Origin of the sequence: Streptomyces argenteolus (assembly GCF_042902585.1) — a bacterium.
GTDB lineage: Bacteria > Actinomycetota > Actinomycetes > Streptomycetales > Streptomycetaceae > Streptomyces > Streptomyces argenteolus.
Window position 1 is genome coordinate 1,025,406 of record NZ_JBIBEG010000002.1, and the last position, 17,779, is coordinate 1,043,184.

Below are 17,779 nucleotides of genomic sequence, written 5' to 3' on the forward strand. Positions count from 1 at the left end.
CCCGCCCGCTACAGACCGAGCTCGGCCGTGTGCAGCCGGGCCAGCGCGTCCTTGTCGCCCTCCAGCTCCACCCGCGCCGCGTCCTGGCGCCCCGCGGCGAACAGCAGCAGCTCACCCGGCTCCCCGGTGACCGTCACCACCGGGGTGCCCTTGTGGGCCACCGCCGTCTGGCCGTCCGGCCGCCGCAGCACCAGGCCCACCGGGGCCCGGCGGCCCAGCATCCGGGCCGTCTTCTCCGTGCGCGACCACAGCACATCGGCGAAGACCGGATCGAGGTCGCGCTGCGACCAGTCCGGCTGCGCCCGGCGCACGTCCTCCGCGTGGATGAAGAACTCGACGGTGTTCGCCGCCTCGTCCAGCTGCTTGAGGCCGAAGGGCGACATACGCGGCGGACCCGTACGGATGAGCTGGATCAGCTCCTCGTACGGCTTGGCGGCGAACTCGGCCTGGACGCGCTCCAGCCGGTTCTTCAGGGCGCCCAGCACAATCCCGCCCGCGGCGTCGGCGCGGCGTTCGCGCACCACGACATGGGCCGCCAGGTCACGGGTCTTCCAGCCGTTGCACAGGGTCAGGGCCTCGGGACCCGCCGCTTCCAACAGGTCGGCGAGCAGAAGACGTTCACGCTTCGCATGGGTCGACATGCCCGCCAGCGTACGACCGGCGCCCCCGGTCCGCCCAGTGGACGCACGGCCGGAGTGCCCTGCCCGCGCGGCACAATGGGGCGCATGACCAGCACGCCCGGCCCCACGCCCGCCAGCAACCTCGACCCGGCCGTCGCCGCCCGCCTCAAGCGCGGCCCCGACGGACTGGTCCCGGCCATCGCCCAGCAGTACGACACGGGCGAGGTGCTCATGCTCGGCTGGATGGACGACGAGGCGCTGCACCGCACCCTCACCACCGGCCGCTGCACCTACTGGTCCCGCAGCCGCCAGGAGTACTGGGTCAAGGGCGACACCTCCGGCCACATCCAGCGGGTGAAGTCCGTCGCCCTCGACTGCGACGCGGACACCGTGCTGGTCAAGGTCGACCAGACGGGCGCGGCCTGCCACACGGGCGCCCGCACCTGCTTCGACGAGGACGTCCTCCCCCTCTCCGGCCCCCGGTAAGGTCACCCGCCATGGATCTCGAGACCTTCCGCAAGCTCGCCGTCGACCGGCGTGTCATCCCCGTCAGCCGCCGGCTCCTCGCGGACGGCGACACCCCGGTCGGGCTCTACCGCAAGCTCGCGGCCGAGCGCACCGGCACCTTCCTCCTCGAATCCGCGGAGAACGGCCGCACCTGGTCGCGCTACTCCTTCATCGGCGTACGCAGCGCCGCGACCCTGACCGCGCTCGACGGACGGGCCCACTGGGCCGGGACCCCGCCCGTCGGCGTCCCCGTCGACGGGGATCCCCTGGAGGCCCTGCGGGCCACGGTCGAGACCCTCCACACCCCCCGCGACCTGGTCGCCGACGACGGTCTGCCGCCCTTCACCGGCGGCATGGTCGGCTATCTCGGTTACGACGTCGTGCGCCGGCTCGAGCGGATCACCGAGCACGGCGGCGACGACCTGCGGCTCCCCGAGCTCACGATGCTGCTCACCTCGGACCTCGCCGTGCTCGACCACGGGAACGGCACCGTCCTGCTGATCGCCAACGCGATCAACCACAACGACCTGGACACCGGTGTCGACGAGGCGTACGCCGACGCGGTCGCCCGGCTCGACGCCATGGAGCGCGACCTGTCCCGGCCGGTGGAGAACACCCCCGCCGTCCTGCCGCCCTCCGAGCTCCCGCCCTACACCGCGCTCTGGGGCGGCCAGGCCTTCCGGGACGCCGTCGAGGACGTCAAGGAGCGGATCAGGGCGGGCGAAGCCTTCCAGGTGGTGCCCTCCCAGCGCTTCGAGACCCCGTGCACGGCGAGTGCGCTGGACGTCTACCGGGTCCTGCGCGCCACCAATCCGTCGCCGTACATGTACCTCCTCCGCTTCGACGGCTTCGACGTCGTCGGCTCCAGCCCCGAGGCCCTCGTCAAGGTCGAGGACGGCCGGGCGATGGTCCACCCGATCGCGGGAACCCGGCACCGGGGCGCCACCCCGCAGGAGGACCAGGCACTCGCCGACGAACTCCTCGCCGACCCCAAGGAACGCGCCGAGCACCTCATGCTCGTCGACCTCGGGCGCAACGACCTGGGACGCGTCTGCGCTCCCGGAAGCGTCGAGGTGGTCGACTTCATGTCGGTCGAGCGCTACTCGCACGTCATGCACATCGTCTCCACCGTCACCGGGAAGGTTGCCGAGGGCCGCAGCGCCTTCGACGTCCTCACGGCGTGCTTCCCCGCAGGCACCCTCTCCGGCGCGCCCAAGCCACGTGCCCTGCAGATCATCGAGGAGCTCGAACCCAGTCGCCGGGGCCTGTACGGGGGCTGCGTCGGCTACCTCGACTTCGCCGGGGACTCGGACACCGCCATCGCCATCCGGACCGCGCTGCTGCGCGACGGAACCGCGTACGTCCAGGCGGGCGCGGGCATCGTCGCGGACTCCGATCCCGCCGCCGAGGACACCGAGTGCCGCAACAAGGCCGCCGCGGTCCTGCGGGCCGTGCATACGGCGAACCGCCTCGGAGCACGCTGAGCCGGTAGGGGATAGTGGAGTACGTGAGTGCCGTCCCCGTACCCCAGCCCCGTACCCGAGCCGCCTCCGCGCCCGACAGCGCGGGAAGCCGCCGAAGCCTGGCCGCCGGCCTGCTCCTCGGGGCGGCCGGCGCCACCGTCGTCCTCCTCGCCTCGGGCCAGACCTGGGCCGAGGGCGAGGCGGCCGTCGGCGGCGGCACGCTGCCGCTCAGCGCCGACGGCCAGGACGTCACCGGCGTCCCCGCCGCGCTGGCGGTCGTCGGCCTGGCCGCCCTCGTCGCCGTCTTCGCCGTCCGCGGCGGCGGCCGGAGGCTGGTCGCCGGACTCCTGGCCCTGAGCGGTCTCGGCGCCGGGCTGAGCGCCTGGGCCGGCGCCTCGGACAGCGCGGCACTGGACGAGCGGGCCGCCGAGACCACCGGCAACACCGCCGCCACCATCGACGCCCTCAGCCACACCGCCTGGCCCTACGTCACCGCTGCCGGCGGACTGCTGATCCTCGTCGCGGGGCTGCTCGCCCTGCGCTACGGCAGCCGCTGGCCCACGATGTCGGGCCGCTACGAACGCGACGGCACGCCCCGCCCCCGCAAGGCCGCCCGTACCGCCCCGGACCCCGAGCGGCCCGAGGAACTGTGGAAGGCGCTCGACCGGGGCGAGGACCCGACGCGCGAGGCGTGACCCCGAGCCTCACGTCCACCGGCCCGTACGGGACAATGGGAGTGAGCTTTCCCAGCGACACCTTCAGCGCAACACCAACAAGGAGCAACTCATGGCGGGCAGCAGCCACGGACACACCCCGGCCGCCTGGACCGGTGTCATCATCTCCTTCATCGGCTTCTGCATCGCGGGCCTCTTCATGGTGGCGGCGAACACGCTCGGCTTCTGGGCCGGGATCGCGGTCGTCCTCCTCGGCGGCGTCGTCGGATTCGCCATGAAGCTGGCCGGCCTCGGCATGCCGAAGGAGTCCGCCGAGATGGCGGCAGCCAGGGCCCGCGCGTCGGAAGCCCAGATCACCGCCTGACCGGGTGCCGGACACAGGACGAGACGCGAGGCGCAGCCCGGACCGGGCTGCGCCTCTCCGCGTGAACGGGGACAATCGGCGCGTGGACGCCTCAGCCTCTCCCGCCGCCCCCGACCGGGCCCCCGTGCCGCACGCTCCCGGTCCGGTGCCCCCGCAGCCCTCCGCGCCCGCCTCGAGACTCCGGAGGCTCGTGACCCCTGTCGGGGTCATGGCCGCCGTCGTCGGGGCCTTCGGCTACGTGGCCACCGTCGACCCCAACGAGCCCGGCCACTACCCGGTCTGTCCCATGCTCCGCTTCACCGGGGTGTTCTGCCCCGGCTGCGGAGGACTCCGCAGCGCCCACGCGTTCGCCCACGGCGACCTGGTCACCGCCCTCGGCTCCAACGCCCTGGCCGTCGTGGGCTACCTCGCCTTCGCTGCCGTCTGGGTGGCCTGGACGGTGAGCGCGAGCCGGGGCCGGCCCCTGCGCATCGCCCTCGGGCCCGTGCACTGGTGGGCCGTGGGCGCGGCGCTGCTGATCTTCTCCGTGGTCCGGAACCTGCCGTTCGGCTCGGCCCTGGCTCCCTGAGTGACCAGGTAGTGGGACGTGCGCCCGGCGGATGCGAGCCCTGGGCCCTCCTGCGGATACCATCGAGACGGCTGATCCTTGTACCTGTCACCGCTTCGGAAGGGGGCCGCTCGCGTGAGTGTGCTCGACGAGATCATTGACGGCGTTCGCGCCGACCTCGCGGAGCGGCAGGCGCGCGTCAGCCTCGACGAGCTCAAGGAGCGCGCCGCACGCGCTCCCCGGGCCAAGGACGGAGTCGCCGCCCTGCGCGGCGAGGGTGTGACCGTCATCTGCGAGGTCAAGCGCTCCAGCCCCTCCAAGGGCGCCCTGGCCGCCATCGCCGACCCGGCCGCGCTCGCCGCGGACTACGAGGCCGGCGGGGCGTCCGTCATCTCGGTCCTCACCGAGGAGCGCCGGTTCGGCGGCTCGCTCGCCGACCTGGAGGCCGTCCGCGCCAAGGTCGACATCCCCGTCCTGCGCAAGGACTTCATCGTCACCTCGTACCAGCTGTGGGAGGCACGGGCCTACGGCGCCGACCTCGCCCTGCTGATCGTCGCTGCGCTCGACCAGGAGGCCCTGGTCTCGCTCATCGAGCGCGCCGAGTCGATCGGCCTGACGCCGCTCGTCGAGGCGCACGACGAGGAGGAGGCGGAGCGCGCCGTGGACGCCGGGGCGAAGATCATCGGTGTCAACGCGCGCAACCTGAAGGACCTCAAGGTCGACCGTTCCACCTTCGAGCGCGTCGCCCCCGAGATCCCCGACCACATCGTCAAGGTCGCCGAGTCGGGCGTCCGCGGACCGCACGACCTCATCGCCTACGCCAACGCCGGCGCGGACGCGGTGCTCGTCGGCGAGTCCCTGGTCACCGGCCGTGACCCGCGGGCAGCCGTGGCCGACCTGGTCGCCGCCGGCGCCCACCCCGCTCTCCGGCACGGACGGGGCTGATCCCGCCCGTGTCCGCCGACCGTCCCGTGTCCCGCGTCCGGCCGGGCCTGCGCCCCGCCGTGGCCGGTGCCCGGGATCCGCACGCGCCGCTGGCGCGCGGCTGCCGCCCCCGCGGCTGCCGCGCCCCCGCCCGGCGCGTGCACGGCCGGCGTGTGCGGTACGTGATCGGGGACGAGCCGGGCCAGGTCAACGGCATGCGATGGCGCACGGGGTCCGCGCCGTAGCGAGCCCCGGCCGTCGTCTCCCGTAGAGGGAAGGTCCCCCCGCCCACCCGGGGCGGCCGTACGACCCCACCGCACCGACCGTCCACCGGCCGGCGCGGCGCTCCGCTCATGGCGCACACGGTGAGAGCACCCGTTGCGCCGGTGGCGCACACGGTGAGAACACCCGTCGCGATTTCGAGGAGCATGTCGCAATGTCGTCCGACTTCTTCATTCCGGACCCCGAGGGTCTGATCCCCAGCGCCGAAGGCTACTTCGGCGCGTTCGGGGGCAAGTTCATCCCGGAGGCGCTGGTCGCCGCCGTGGACGAGGTGGCCGTCGAGTACGACAAGGCCAAGGCGGACCCGGCCTTCGCCGCCGAACTCAACCAGCTCATGGTCGACTACACGGGGCGCCCCAGCGCCCTGACCGAGGTCGCCCGCTTCGCCGAGCACGCGGGCGGCGCCCGCGTCTTCCTCAAGCGCGAGGACCTCAACCACACCGGCTCGCACAAGATCAACAACGTGCTCGGCCAGGCCCTCCTGACCAGGCGCATGGGCAAGACCCGCATCATCGCGGAGACCGGAGCCGGCCAGCACGGTGTCGCCACCGCGACCGCCTGCGCGCTCTTCGGACTCGAGTGCACCATCTACATGGGTGAGATCGACACCGAGCGCCAGGCGCTGAACGTCGCGCGCATGCGGATGCTCGGTGCCGAGGTCGTCGCCGTGAAGTCCGGCTCCAGGACCCTCAAGGACGCCATCAACGAGGCCTTCCGCGACTGGGTCGCCAACGTGGACCGCACCCACTACCTCTTCGGCACGGTCGCCGGGCCGCACCCCTTCCCGGCGATGGTCCGCGACTTCCACCGGGTGATCGGCGTCGAGGCCCGGCGGCAGATCCTGGAACGCACCGGGCGGCTCCCCGACGCCGCGGTCGCCTGCGTCGGCGGCGGCTCCAACGCCATCGGCCTCTTCCACGCCTTCATCCCGGACGAGCGCGTCCGGCTGATCGGCTGCGAGCCGGCCGGACACGGCGTCGAGACCGGCGAGCACGCGGCCACCCTGACCGCGGGCGAGCCGGGCATCCTGCACGGCTCACGCTCGTACGTCCTCCAGGACGAGGAGGGCCAGATCACCGAGCCGTACTCGATCTCGGCCGGGCTCGACTACCCGGGCATCGGCCCGGAGCACGCCTACCTCAAGGACGTCGGCCGCGGGGAGTACCGCGCGGTCACCGACGACGCCGCCATGCAGGCCCTGCGCCTGCTCTCCCGCACCGAGGGGATCATCCCGGCCATCGAGAGCGCGCACGCGCTGGCCGGAGCCCTGGAGGTCGGCAGGGAGCTCGGCGAGGACGGGCTGATCCTGATCAACCTGTCCGGCCGCGGTGACAAGGACATGGACACCGCAGCCCGGTACTTCGGGCTGTACGACGGTGCGGACGCGGTCGTCGAGGCCGACGTGGCTGACGGAGAGGAAGAGGTCACCAAGTGAGCGGCAACCGAGAACTTCTCGAAGCCACGCTGGCCGAGGCGGAGTCCGAGGACAGGGCGGCGCTCATCGCCTACCTCCCCGGTGGCTTCCCGACCGTCGACGGCGGCATCGCGGCGGTCAAGGCCGCCGTCGCGGGCGGAGCCGACGTCATCGAGGTGGGCCTCCCGCACAGTGACCCCGTGCTCGACGGACCGGTCATCCAGACCGCCGACGACATCGCGCTGCGCGGCGGCGTCAAGATCGCCGACATCATGCGCACCGTCCGCGAGGCGCACGAGGCCACCGGCGCGCCGATCCTGGTCATGACGTACTGGAACCCCATCGACCGCTACGGCGTGGAGCGCTTCACCGCCGAGCTCGCCGAGGCGGGCGGCGCCGGGTGCATCCTGCCCGACCTCCCGGTCCAGGAGTCGGGCCTGTGGAGGGAGCACGCCGAGAAGCACGGTCTCGCCACCGTCTTCGTCGTCGCCCCGAGCAGCAAGGACGCGCGCCTCGCCACCATCACGGCGGCGGGCACCGGCTTCGTCTACGCCGCCTCGCTGATGGGTGTCACCGGCACCCGCGAGTCGGTCGGCGAGCAGGCCCAGGACCTGGTGCGGCGCACCCGCGCCACCAGCGACCTGCCGGTCTGTGTCGGCATCGGTGTGTCCACCGCCGAGCACGCCCGGCAGGTCGCGGGCTTCGCCGACGGGGTGATCGTCGGTTCGGCCTTCGTCAAGCTGATGCTGGACGCCCCGGACGAGGCCGCGGGCCTCGAAGGCGTCCGCGCTCTGGCGGCCGAACTGGCCGAAGGCGTTCGAAAGCGCTGACAGCGCTCGTCATCCGTACGGGTGGACATCGGACCGGGGAGGCGCTCGCGCGCCTCCCCGGTTCGTTTGCGCGGTGTGAGCGAGAAGAACCAAGACCGAAGAAGAGCCGCGCGTGACCGGCTGGCCCAGCAGCGTGAGCAGGACCGGGCGCGGGAGCGCCGCCGCCGCACGCTGATCGTCGCGACCGCCGTGGTGGGGGTGCTCGCGCTGGCCGCCGTGATCGGCCTGATCGCCGCCAACGCCGGGAAGAACGACCAGGACAGCGAAGCCGGACCCGCGGTCACCCCGTCCGGGGCCATGGGCGAGGACGGACTCGCCCTCCAGGTCGGGGCGGACGACGCGCCGTCCACGCTCACGATCTGGGAGGACTTCCGCTGCCCGGTCTGCGCCCAGTTCGAGAACGCCTTCCGTGACACGATCGCGGAGCTGGCGGAGAGCGGACAGCTCAAGGTGCAGTACCACCTGGCGACGATCATCGACGGCAATCTCGGCGGCAGCGGATCCCTGCGCGCGGCCAACGCCGCGGCCTGTGCCCAGGACGCCGGCATGTTCGCCCCGTACCACGACGTCCTCTACAGCAATCAGCCCGCCGAGACCGACGACGCCTTCGGCGAGAACAGCAAGCTGATCGAGCTGGCGGGGAAGGTGGACGGTCTCGACACGCCGGCGTTCCGCAGCTGCGTGGAGGACGGCACGCACGACAGCTGGGTCGAGAAGTCGAACAAGGCCTTCACCGAGGGCGGCTTCGAGGGGACCCCGACGGCCCTGCTCAACGGCGACTCGATCTTCCCCAAGAAGGGGGACGAGCAGATCTCCGAGGCGAATCTCAGGAAGTGGGTGGCAGAGGCCAACAAGGGGAAGAAGCCCGGCACGGTGCGGGCCACCCCCTCCGCGTCGTAGGCGGCGGACGAGGGCCCTGGCGGGCGCCCGGGGTGTGCTCCGGCAGGGCCCCGTTACCCAGAAGTTGCCGGACGGCTTGCCGTACGTCCGGTCCGGCAGGGTAGCGTCGACCTCGTCATGAACCTTGCCTACATTCCCAGCCCGTCGACCGGGGTGATCGAGCTCGGCCCGATCCCGCTCCGCGGCTACGCGTTCTGCATCATCATCGGTGTCTTCGTCGCCGTCTGGTTCGGCAACAAGCGCTGGATCGCCAGGGGAGGTAAAGCCGGCACCGTCGCCGACATCGCCGTCTGGGCCGTGCCCTTCGGCCTCGTCGGAGGCAGGCTGTACCACGTCATCACCGACTACCAGCTGTACTTCAGCGACGGTGAGGACTGGGTGGACGCCTTCAAGATCTGGGAGGGCGGCCTCGGTATCTGGGGCGCGATCGCGCTGGGCGCGGTCGGTGCCTGGATCGGCTGCCGCCGCCGTGGGATCCCGCTCCCTGCCTGGGCGGACGCCCTGGCACCCGGGATCGCCTTCGCCCAGGCGATCGGCCGCTGGGGCAACTGGTTCAACCAGGAGCTGTACGGCAAGCCGACGGATCTGCCCTGGGCGGTGAAGATCAGCGAGGGAGCGAACCGGGTCGAGGGCACCTACCACCCGACCTTCCTCTACGAGTCGCTCTGGTGCGTCGGCGTCGCCCTGCTGGTCATCTGGGCGGACCGCCGCTTCAAGCTCGGGCACGGCCGGGCCTTCGCCCTGTACGTCGCGGCGTACTGCGCGGGCCGCGGCTGGATCGAGTACATGCGCGTCGACGAGGCGCACCACGTGCTGGGCCTCCGGCTCAACGTGTGGACCGCGATCGTCGTCTTCGTGCTGGCGGTGACGTACATCGTGATCTCGGCGAAGAAGCGCCCGGGCCGCGAGGAGATCGTCGAGCCCGACGCGGCGCGGTCCGGCGAGGACAGCGGGAAGGACGCCTCCTCCCAGGACACCCCCGCCGAGGACACCTCCGCCGAGGACTCCGCCATCGAGGACTCCTCCGCCGAGGACTCCGCCGCCGGCACCCCCGGTGCCGGCGGGACCGGGACGGAAGCGACGGAGACCGAGAGCGACGGGTCACCGCAGAAGGCCGACAGGAGCTGACGCTCCGCAGACCGCGAAGGGGCCGCCGGACCGCAGAGGTCCGGCGGCCCCTTCGCGTGTCCCGGGCGCAGCCGGCCGGGACACGGCCGTGCGCGCCGGGAACTCAGCGCCGGGAACTCAGCGCCGGGCCAGCGAGAGGGTGCGTTCCGCCGTCGCCACCACCGCCGCGTCGACGAACCTCCCGTCCGGCAGCGCCTGCGCCCCCGCCTCGGCGCGGGACGCCTCCAGGATCTGTTCGGCCGCCTCGACCTCCCGCGCCGTCGGGCGGAAGGCCCGTTCGATGACCGGCAGCTGCCGGGGGTGGATCGCCGCCCGGCCCAGCAGGCCCAGATCCCGGCCGTGCGCACAGGACGAGCGCAGTCCGGACAGGTCGCGGACGTCCGTGTACACCGACATGACGGGCGGAGCGAGCCCCGCCGCCCGCGCCGCCACGACCACGCGGCTGCGCGGCCAGTCCAGCCCGGCGTCGTCCCGCACCCCCAGATCCGCCCGCAGGTCCGCCTCGCCCAGGGCGATGCCCCGTACGGCGTGATGCGACCCGGCGATCGAGTACGCGTGCTCGATCGCCAGCGCCGACTCCAGCAGCGGGTACAGCGCCACACCAGGGGCCAGGGCAGCGACATGGTGCACGGACCCCGCGTGCGTGATCTTGGGGAGCCGCATCCCGGACAGCCCCGGCAGTCCCGCCAGCGCCTTCACGTCGTCCTCGCAGTGGACCCGCACATGGACCGGCACCCCCAGCGGGTCCGCCGTGACCGGGTCCGTGAGGAGCTCCGCCGTGGCCGCGCGGGCGTACTCCTTGCGGTGCGGGGCGACCGCGTCCTCCAGGTCGACGATCACGACGTCCGCGCCCGCGCCAAGCGCCTTGCGGACCACCTCCGGCCGGTCCCCGGGAACGTACAGCCAGGTCAGCGGCGTCGCCTCGCCGTTCACAGGGCTCCTTCGTCCCGCAGGGCCGCGATCCTCGGCGCGGAGAGACCGAGCTCCGCCAGGATCTCCTCCGTGTCCGCCCCGTGCGGGCGGCCCGCCCAGCGGATCGCCCCGGGGGTCTCGGAGAGCCGGAAGAGCACGTTCTGCATCCGCAGCGTCCCCAGCTCCGGGTCCTCGACCTCGGCGATGGTGCCCAGAGCCCGGTACTGCGGGTTCTCCATCACCTCGCGGACGTCATGGATGGGTGCGATCGCCGCCTCGGCCTTCTCGAACGCGTCCACCGCCTCCTCCCGGGTGCGGCGGGCGATCCAGTGGCCGACGGCCTCGTCCAGTTCGTCGGCGTGCTCGGCCCGGGTGGTCCCGGCGGTGAACCACGGCTCCTCGATCAGCTCGGGGCGCCCGACCAGGCGCATCACGCGTTCCGCGATCGACTGGGCGGAGGTCGAGACGGCCACCCAGTGCCCGTCGGCGGTGCGGTAGGTGTTGCGCGGCGCGTTGTTGCGGGAGCGGTTGCCGGTGCGCGGCTGGACGTAGCCGAGCTGGTCGTACCAGAGCGGCTGCGGCCCCAGCACGGTCAGGATCGGCTCGATGATCGCCATGTCCACCACCTGACCGCGCCCGGTCAGGTCACGTCCCGCCAGGGCGGTCATCACCGCGTACGCCGTGGCCAGGGCCGCGATCGAGTCGGCGAGCCCGAACGGCGGAAGGGTGGGCGGTCCGTCCGGTTCCCCCGTGACGGCGGCGAAGCCGCTCATCGCCTCGGCGAGGGTGCCGAAGCCGGGGCGGTGCGCGTACGGGCCCGACTGGCCGAAGCCCGTCACCCGGGCCAGCACCAGCCGCGGATTGACCTCCCGCAGTTCCTCCCAGCCCAGACCCCAGCGCTCCAGCGTGCCGGGCCGGAAGTTCTCGACGATCACGTCGGTGTCCGCCGCCAGCCGCAGCAGCACGTCCCGGCCGCCCGGGCTCGACAGGTCGAGGGTCAGGGTGCGCTTGTTGCGGCCGAGCAGCTTCCACCACAGGCCGATCCCGTCCTTCGCGGGGCCGTGGCCGCGCGAGGGGTCGGGCTTGCGGGGGTGCTCGACCTTGATGACCTCGGCCCCGAAGTCCCCGAGCATGGTGGCCGCGAGCGGCCCGGCGAAGAGGGTGGCGAGGTCCAGGACCCGCAGACCCGCGAGCGGCGGCGGATTCGAGGCAGCGGCAGCGGTCATGAGGCATCGATCTCACTGCGGTAGGGCATGGACGTCGAGGCACCGGGCCGCTGCACGCAGAGCGCCGCGGCCGACGAGGCCCAGCCCACCGCTTCGGGGACGGACCGGCCCTCACCGAGCGCCACGGCCAGCGTGCCGACGAAGGTGTCCCCGGCCCCGGTCGTGTCGACGGCGGTGACCTCGGGAGCCGGGAAGAACACCGGTTCGCCGCCCCGGGCCGCGTACAGACAGCCTCTGCTGCCGAGTGTGATCACGACCTCGGGCACCTGCCGCAGCAGCGACAACGCCGCCGCCCGGGGGTCGGTGTGCCCGGTCAGCTCCGCCGCCTCGTGCTCGTTGGGGATCAGCAGGTCGACCGAGTCGGCCAGCCCGGCGGGCAGGGGCTGCACGGGGGAGGGCGTGAGGATCGTACGCACGCCCCGGGCCTTCGCCGTCATCGCCCCTTCCGTCACCACGGTCATCGGGAGTTCCAGCTGGAGGAGCAGCAGGCCGGCCGCCGCGATGGCCGCCTTCTCGCCCGGGCCGAGCGCGGTCACGGTGCCGTTCGCGCCGGGGATCACCACGATGGCGTTGGACCCCTCGTCGTCGACCACGATGTGCGCGGTGCCGCTGGGTCCGGCGGCGGTGTGCAGCAGATCCGTGTCCACGCCCGCGTGCTCCAGATTCGTCCGCAGCCGGGAGCCGTACTCGTCGGTCCCCACCGCGCCGATCATCACCACCTCACCCCCGGCGCGGGCCGCGGCGACGGCCTGGTTGGCGCCCTTGCCACCGGGGACCGTGCGCAGCTCCCGCCCGGTGACGGTCTCCCCGCGCCCGGGCGCCCGGGCGACGTAGGCGACCACGTCCATGTTGGTGCTGCCGAGCACCGCGATCACTGTCATGGGCGGTGTACCTCCTGGTAGGTCAGTTCCGCGAGGGTGTCGAAGCCGATGGAGCCGAATCCGGGTACGGACGTGGCGAGGCGGTTCTTGAGCGGGGCGGTCCACCGGTCGGGCAGCCCGGCGGGCCGGCCGACGAGCAGGCCCGCGAGGGAGCCGGCCGTCGCCCCGTTCGAGTCGGTGTCCCAGCCGCCGGAGACCGCGTAGCCGATGGAGCGGCCGAAGTCCCCGTCCCCGCGGGTGAGGGCGGCGGCCAGCAGCGCGGCGTTGGGCAGGACGTGCACCCAGTGGTGGGTGGATCCGTAGACGGCGTGCAGCCGGTCCACGACCGTGTCGAAGTCCTCCTCGGCGCGCGCCGCCCCGATCCCGAGGCGCACGGCTTCGGCGTACCGCGAGCGGGGCGGCACCACACGCAGCCCCACGGCCAGGCAGCCGTGCACATCGGTCTCGCCGCCCGCCGCCTCGGCGAGCACGGCCGCGGTGAACATCGCCCCGTACACGCCGTTCGCCGTGTGGGTCAGGACCGCGTCCCGGTGGGCCTGTTCCGCCGCGGCCCCGGGGTCGCCGGGGTGGGTCCAGCCGTGCACATCCGCCCGGATCTGCGCGCCGATCCACTCCCGGAACGGGTTGCGGTGGCGTGCGGTGTCAGGAGGCTCGACGCCGTCGAGCAGGTTGCGGTACGCGACGCGCTCGGCGGTGAACACCCGGCCGGCCGGAAGCTCGTCGAGCCACAGCCGGGCGAGATCGCAGGTGCTGAAGGCGCGTCCGTACCTCTGGAGCAACAGCACGGTGAGCAGGGGGTAGTTGAGGTCGTCGTCCTCCGGCATCCCGTCGATGTTCTCGGCCAGGGAGGTGGGTGCGGAGCGGCGGTTCCACGGGTGGGCCGCGGCCAGTTCGGCCGGTACCCCGCGGGCCGTGAACCAGGTGGTGAGCGGCCAGTTGCCGGTGGCCCGCGCCAGTGCGCGGATGCCCTCCAGCGGCAGCTTCTCCACGGGCTTGCCGAGCAGGCAGCCCGCCGCCCGGCCCAGCCACGCCGCGTGCAGGCGCTCGGGGCCGAGGGAGACCGGCCGGGTGCGGGGGGAGGGCCAGCGCGGGCAGGCGGCACGGATCGCGGACAGCGCGGTCGGCTCGTCCGCCGCCAGCGGGCTCTCCAGCCGGGCCAGCTCGTCGAGCAGCTGCTCGGCGACGGCGCGCAGCCGGCGTGGAGCGGGGGGCTGCGAGGCGCCCGCGCGCTCGGGAGCCGGGGCGCCGCCCGCCGCGTACCAGCGCCGCTCGATCTCCCCGGCCTCGCGCCCGTCCTGCGCGGCCTGCCGCAGCTCGTGGCCCACCAGATCCTCTGGCTGCACCCACGTCAGGCGTACGGTCACCGCTCGTCGCCCGCCAGCGCGGCGAACGCCGCCTCGTGTGCGCGGCGCCGCGCGGTGTCCCGTACGAAGATCTCGCGGGCGACCTCCGTCAGGGCCAGCGCCGGGGCGTGCAGATCCAGGCGGCTCGCGTCGGCGACCGTCTTCACCCAGCCGGCCGGGATCGCCTGCTCGCCGTGGAGCGCACCCGCGAGCGCGCCGCTCATGGTGGCGATCGAGTCGCAGTCACGCCCGTAGTTCACCGACCCCAGCACCGTGTGGCGGTAGTCGCCCCCGCCGACGAGCAGCATGCCGAGCGCGACGGGGAGCTCCTCGATGGAATGGAGCCGGGAGGGCCGACGGGCGCCCAGCGACGGTTCGCGGTAGTGCGGCCCCACCGTGTCGAAGGGGGCGACGGCGGCGCGCAGCGGGACCAGCGCCGACTCGAAGTCCGTGTGGCGGGAGGCCACTTCGCACACCGACTCGATCGCGGAGCGGGTGCCGTCCTTGGCGAGTGCCAGAGCGGCCTCGACGACGGAGACCGGGGTCGCACCCGGGGTGCACGCGGCGGCCACCGCGGCGGCCAGGACCCCGGCCGCCTCCCGCCCGTACGAGGACTGGTGGGCCCCCGCGACATCCAGCGCCTCGGCGTACGCCGCCTCCGGATGGGCGGCGTTCACCAGCCCGACCGGGGCCATGTACATCGCCGCCCCGCAGTTGACGACGTTCCCCGAGCCCGCCTCGCGGGGGTCGGCGTGCCCGTAGTGCAGCCGTGTGACGATCCACTTCTCGGCCAGGAAGATCCGCTGCAGGGGGAGGGCCTCCGCCTCCAGCTCCGGGATCCAGCGGGGCCGGGACATCAGGTCCGGTACGAGGTGGTCGGCCACGGAGTACGCGTCGAGGTGGTCCCGTACCGTCTCGTACACCCGCACCAGCGCATGGGTCATCAGGGTGTCGTCGGTGACGTGCCCGTCGCCCTTGTGGTACGGGGCGATGGGGCGCGCGGTACGCCAGTCGTCGCCGTACCAGGGCCCGACCACCCCGGTCACCCTGCCGCCGTGCCGCTCGGCGATCTGCTCCGGCGTCCAGCCCTCGACGGGTCCGCCGAGCGCGTCCCCCACGGCGGCGCCCACCAGCGCGCCGGTGACGCGTTCAGCCAGGGTGAGCGTCGTGGCCGCCACGGGCAGTTCGGATGTTTTGTGTGTCATGCCGGAATTGTCCACCCGGAGTCGCCGGTTCCGTGGCTGCGAGCAGCCCGGCGAGTTCGATGAGGTCGGTGCCCGCGAGGCGGGGCAGAGCACACCCGGCCAGTGTGCGGCAGGCCTCCCGCCAGCCCGCCGGCACGGTGGCCGCGCCGCCCAGCGCGCCGGTCAGGGCCCCCGCGAGGGCGGGCGCGGAATCGGCGACCCGGGACAGACAGGCCGCCGCGGGCACCGCCTGGGCGAAGTCGCCCCGGGCGGCGGTCGTCAGGGCGAGGGCCACCGGCACGGTCTCGGCCGCCGCGATCCCGTAGCTGTAGACGTGGTCCACGATCTGATGCTCCAGCACCGGTACGAGGGCGAAGGCTCCGGCCGCCTCGTCCGCGAACTCCCGCGCCAGCCGCACCGCATGGACTGCGTTGCGGGCGATCTCGGTGCCCTCGGGGAGCCGGTCGAGCGCCGCGTTCACGACGGTGTCGACGTCCGACCCGGCCAGCGCCTCGGCGATCGCGGCGGCGAGGGCACGCGCGCCGTGGACCCCGTCACCGTCCTGGGTGTACCGGGCGTCGAACTCGGCGAGCTCGGCCGCCGCCGCGGGGTCCCCGGGGTGCACGACCGCGAGCACGGCCGCCCGCACACAGGCCGCGTCGTCGAAGTAGTGCGGATTGTCGTGCCCGGTGGCGGGCGGGCGCAGCCCGGCGGCGAGGTTGCCGAGCCCGGCCCGGACGGAGATCCGGGCCCGCAGCGGCAGGACGGCCGACTCGACCTCGGGCGCCCGGGCGCTCGCGGCGGCCACCTTCGCGGCCAGCGCGTTCCACGACCGGTCGATCGCGTCCCGCATCCGGTGCCCGGCGGAGAGGCCCGGCGCGTGGTCGGCCGCCGCGGACAGCACGGTGCGGGCCGCGAAGGCCGCCCACTCCGCGTCGTCGGACGGACCGAGCCGAAGCGGCTCGGGCGGCTGGTTGAGCGCGATGGGCACGGGCAGTGTCGTCGTGGCGTTCTGCTCCGCGAAGGTGTCCAGCTCCCGGGTGAGCCGCCTGGTCCATTCGGGCATCCTCGCCGCCCGGTGCCGCGCCGCGGGCCAGCCGGCGGCGTCCCCGGCCGCCAGGCCCAGCAGCAGCCCTTCGATCCTGGCCCGCCTGCCGGGCGAACCCGCCTCCCGCGGGCCCCCTGCGACGGCCGGGGCAGCCGTGATCCTGATGGCCACATGGGGAGCGGCGGGGTCCGGCGCCGGCGTGGACGCTCCCTGGGCGGCCCTGCGGGCGGCGCTCACCGGACGCCCCGCCCCGCGCGCCCGGCAGCCTCGTGCGACGGGGAGACCCCGGGCGGCGCCGCTCCGGCAGCCCGGCTGCCGGCAGGCCCACCGCCGCGTGCCGCGCCGCACGTCCCGTGCGGGGAGGGCGGCGGGGCGTACGGCGGCTCCTCCACGTCGTCCGGGGTCAGCAGCTCCGCGATGTCCAGGACGTGGTAGCCCCGCATCGACGGCAGGCAGCTGCCCCGCACCGGCCCGATGGCCGCCGACCAGTCCCGGGGGATCGCAGACGCCCCGTGCAGCGCCCCGGCCAGCGCACCCGCGACGGCCGCGGTGGTGTCGGCGTCCCGGCCCATGTTCACGGCCGTGAGCACCGCCTCACGGAAATCGCCCCGCGCCGCCGTCAGGGCGCCGAAGGCGAGGCCGACCGCCTCCGGCGCGAGGTCCGTCCACGGATAGCCGCCGATCACCACCGCCGAGCGCACCGCGCGCTCCGCCGCCAGCCGGTCCGGGTACGGACGCTGGGCCGCCGAGACCGCCCGGCGCAGCGAGCGGGCCGTCCAGGAGTCCATCGGCACGACCGAGAGCGCGGCGGCGATCACGGAGGCGAGCCCCGCGCCGACCATCGCCGCGGCCACCCCGGCCGCCACCGCCTGCCCGCCGTAGATGCCCTCCCCGTCATGGCTGACCCGTCCGTCCACGGCGACCAGCCGGGCGGCCTCGGCGGGCCGGCCCGCCGCGAAGACCCCGAACGGCGCCGCCCGCATCGCGAGACCGTCGCTCCACGCGTGCCGGTGCTGCGCCGAGATCGGGGCGGCCAGACCCCGCCGCAGATTCTCCAGCGTGCCGCGCTCGCTGAACCCCGCGCCCCGGAAAGGGCCCTCGTCCAGATCTGCGATCCAGTGGTGCCAGGCCCGCTCGACGTGGGAGACGGTGAGCGCGGAACCGTGCCTGGCCAGCAGCAGCCCGGAGAAGATCGCGTACTCCGTGTCGTCCGTCCCCGCCGGGTCGTCGCTCACGAAACCCTCGATGCGTCCCCAGCGGCGGCGGATCTCCGACGGGCGCATGTTCTCCGCCGGGGCGCCGAGCGCGTCCCCCACCGCGAGCCCCAGCAAGGCCCCCCGGGCCCGGTCCGCCGTGGCCGCTGTGCCGTCCGCCTTGAGCTCCATCGTGTCGCCCCTTCGCTCCCACCCCGAATCACCGGATGTACGAGGCTTCCCCGATTCGGCGGGAGCGAGGCGCGCATGGCGGACAGATCGGCCGCCCGGGTGAGGCGCTCGCAGCAGGTAAGTTCGGCCTTCCTTGCTGGCGGGAGG

At 73.9% G+C, this 17,779-nt stretch carries 19 protein-coding genes; 11 read left to right on the forward strand and 8 right to left on the reverse strand.

The annotated features are described in order from the left end of the window. Window positions 1-8 precede the first annotated feature (8 nt). Window positions 9-641 (reverse strand): TIGR03085 family metal-binding protein, encoded by a 633-nt coding sequence (locus tag ACFY8O_RS11180; RefSeq protein ID WP_145802222.1) that lies wholly within the window; start codon window positions 639-641, stop codon window positions 9-11. An 84-nt stretch (window positions 642-725) separates the two neighbouring features. Between ACFY8O_RS11180 and hisI the strand changes: the two genes are divergently transcribed. The 11 genes from hisI to lgt all read left to right on the forward strand — a co-directional run bounded on the left by hisI (window position 726) and on the right by lgt (window position 9,653). Continuing rightward, the gene (hisI, locus tag ACFY8O_RS11185; RefSeq protein ID WP_145802224.1) at window positions 726-1,106 is read left to right on the forward strand and encodes a phosphoribosyl-AMP cyclohydrolase; all 381 of its coding nucleotides are present in this window, start codon (window positions 726-728) and stop codon (window positions 1,104-1,106) included. Between the two features lie 11 nt (window positions 1,107-1,117). Beyond that, window positions 1,118-2,611, forward strand: a complete 1,494-nt coding sequence (locus ACFY8O_RS11190; RefSeq protein WP_145802226.1) for an anthranilate synthase component I — start codon at window positions 1,118-1,120, stop codon at window positions 2,609-2,611. Between the two features lie 14 nt (window positions 2,612-2,625). After that, complete coding sequence (locus ACFY8O_RS11195) at window positions 2,626-3,285, forward strand: TIGR02234 family membrane protein (RefSeq protein WP_387900700.1); 660 nt, start codon at window positions 2,626-2,628, stop codon at window positions 3,283-3,285. Window positions 3,286-3,376: 91 nt separating this feature from the next. After that, a complete protein-coding gene (locus tag ACFY8O_RS11200; RefSeq protein WP_145802230.1) occupies window positions 3,377-3,628 on the forward strand; it encodes an HGxxPAAW family protein in 252 nt (83 codons plus the stop codon). 124 nt (window positions 3,629-3,752) lie between these two features. Beyond that, window positions 3,753-4,196, forward strand: coding sequence for a DUF2752 domain-containing protein (locus ACFY8O_RS11205; RefSeq protein WP_387901108.1), 444 nt, complete (start codon window positions 3,753-3,755; stop codon window positions 4,194-4,196). 114 nt (window positions 4,197-4,310) lie between these two features. Next, the gene (gene trpC / locus ACFY8O_RS11210; RefSeq protein WP_145802232.1) at window positions 4,311-5,120 is read left to right on the forward strand and encodes an indole-3-glycerol phosphate synthase TrpC; all 810 of its coding nucleotides are present in this window, start codon (window positions 4,311-4,313) and stop codon (window positions 5,118-5,120) included. 26 nt (window positions 5,121-5,146) lie between these two features. Next, window positions 5,147-5,344, forward strand: a complete 198-nt coding sequence (gene trpM, locus ACFY8O_RS11215; protein ID WP_387901110.1) for a tryptophan biosynthesis modulator TrpM — start codon at window positions 5,147-5,149, stop codon at window positions 5,342-5,344. Between the two features lie 191 nt (window positions 5,345-5,535). After that, window positions 5,536-6,816: a tryptophan synthase subunit beta gene (trpB, locus tag ACFY8O_RS11220; RefSeq protein WP_145802234.1), complete on the forward strand. Its 1,281-nt coding sequence runs from the start codon at window positions 5,536-5,538 to the stop codon at window positions 6,814-6,816. Then, window positions 6,813-7,625 (forward strand): tryptophan synthase subunit alpha, encoded by an 813-nt coding sequence (gene trpA, locus ACFY8O_RS11225; protein WP_387900703.1) that lies wholly within the window; start codon window positions 6,813-6,815, stop codon window positions 7,623-7,625. Before trpB ends, trpA begins: the two co-directional genes overlap by 4 nt. Before the next feature lie 75 nt (window positions 7,626-7,700). Beyond that, window positions 7,701-8,525, forward strand: a complete 825-nt coding sequence (locus ACFY8O_RS11230) for a DsbA family protein (protein WP_145802238.1) — start codon at window positions 7,701-7,703, stop codon at window positions 8,523-8,525. A gap of 117 nt (window positions 8,526-8,642) precedes the next feature. Beyond that, complete coding sequence (gene lgt / locus ACFY8O_RS11235) at window positions 8,643-9,653, forward strand: prolipoprotein diacylglyceryl transferase (RefSeq protein WP_387900705.1); 1,011 nt, start codon at window positions 8,643-8,645, stop codon at window positions 9,651-9,653. Window positions 9,654-9,770: 117 nt separating this feature from the next. Here lgt and ACFY8O_RS11240 read toward each other — a convergent pair whose 3' ends face one another. The 7 genes from ACFY8O_RS11240 to ACFY8O_RS11270 form a co-directional block, all read right to left on the reverse strand. Next, the gene (locus ACFY8O_RS11240) at window positions 9,771-10,586 is read right to left on the reverse strand and encodes an HpcH/HpaI aldolase/citrate lyase family protein (RefSeq protein ID WP_387900707.1); all 816 of its coding nucleotides are present in this window, start codon (window positions 10,584-10,586) and stop codon (window positions 9,771-9,773) included. After that, window positions 10,583-11,791, reverse strand: a complete 1,209-nt coding sequence (locus ACFY8O_RS11245; RefSeq protein ID WP_387900709.1) for a CaiB/BaiF CoA transferase family protein — start codon at window positions 11,789-11,791, stop codon at window positions 10,583-10,585. The genes ACFY8O_RS11240 and ACFY8O_RS11245 overlap by 4 nt, the downstream gene beginning before the upstream one ends. Further along, on the reverse strand, window positions 11,788-12,672 hold the full coding sequence (gene rbsK, locus ACFY8O_RS11250; RefSeq protein ID WP_387900711.1) for a ribokinase: 885 nt from the start codon (window positions 12,670-12,672) through the stop codon (window positions 11,788-11,790). Before rbsK ends, ACFY8O_RS11245 begins: the two co-directional genes overlap by 4 nt. Continuing rightward, window positions 12,669-14,036 (reverse strand): ADP-ribosylglycohydrolase family protein, encoded by a 1,368-nt coding sequence (locus ACFY8O_RS11255; RefSeq protein WP_387900713.1) that lies wholly within the window; start codon window positions 14,034-14,036, stop codon window positions 12,669-12,671. The genes rbsK and ACFY8O_RS11255 overlap by 4 nt, the downstream gene beginning before the upstream one ends. Beyond that, on the reverse strand, window positions 14,033-15,220 hold the full coding sequence (locus ACFY8O_RS11260) for an ADP-ribosylglycohydrolase family protein (RefSeq protein WP_387900715.1): 1,188 nt from the start codon (window positions 15,218-15,220) through the stop codon (window positions 14,033-14,035). The genes ACFY8O_RS11255 and ACFY8O_RS11260 overlap by 4 nt, the downstream gene beginning before the upstream one ends. Next, the gene (locus ACFY8O_RS11265; RefSeq protein WP_387901112.1) at window positions 15,165-16,406 is read right to left on the reverse strand and encodes an ADP-ribosylglycohydrolase family protein; all 1,242 of its coding nucleotides are present in this window, start codon (window positions 16,404-16,406) and stop codon (window positions 15,165-15,167) included. Before ACFY8O_RS11265 ends, ACFY8O_RS11260 begins: the two co-directional genes overlap by 56 nt. Window positions 16,407-16,480: 74 nt before the next feature. Further along, a complete protein-coding gene (locus tag ACFY8O_RS11270) occupies window positions 16,481-17,632 on the reverse strand; it encodes an ADP-ribosylglycohydrolase family protein (protein ID WP_387900717.1) in 1,152 nt (383 codons plus the stop codon). Between the last annotated feature and the right edge of the window lie 147 nt (window positions 17,633-17,779).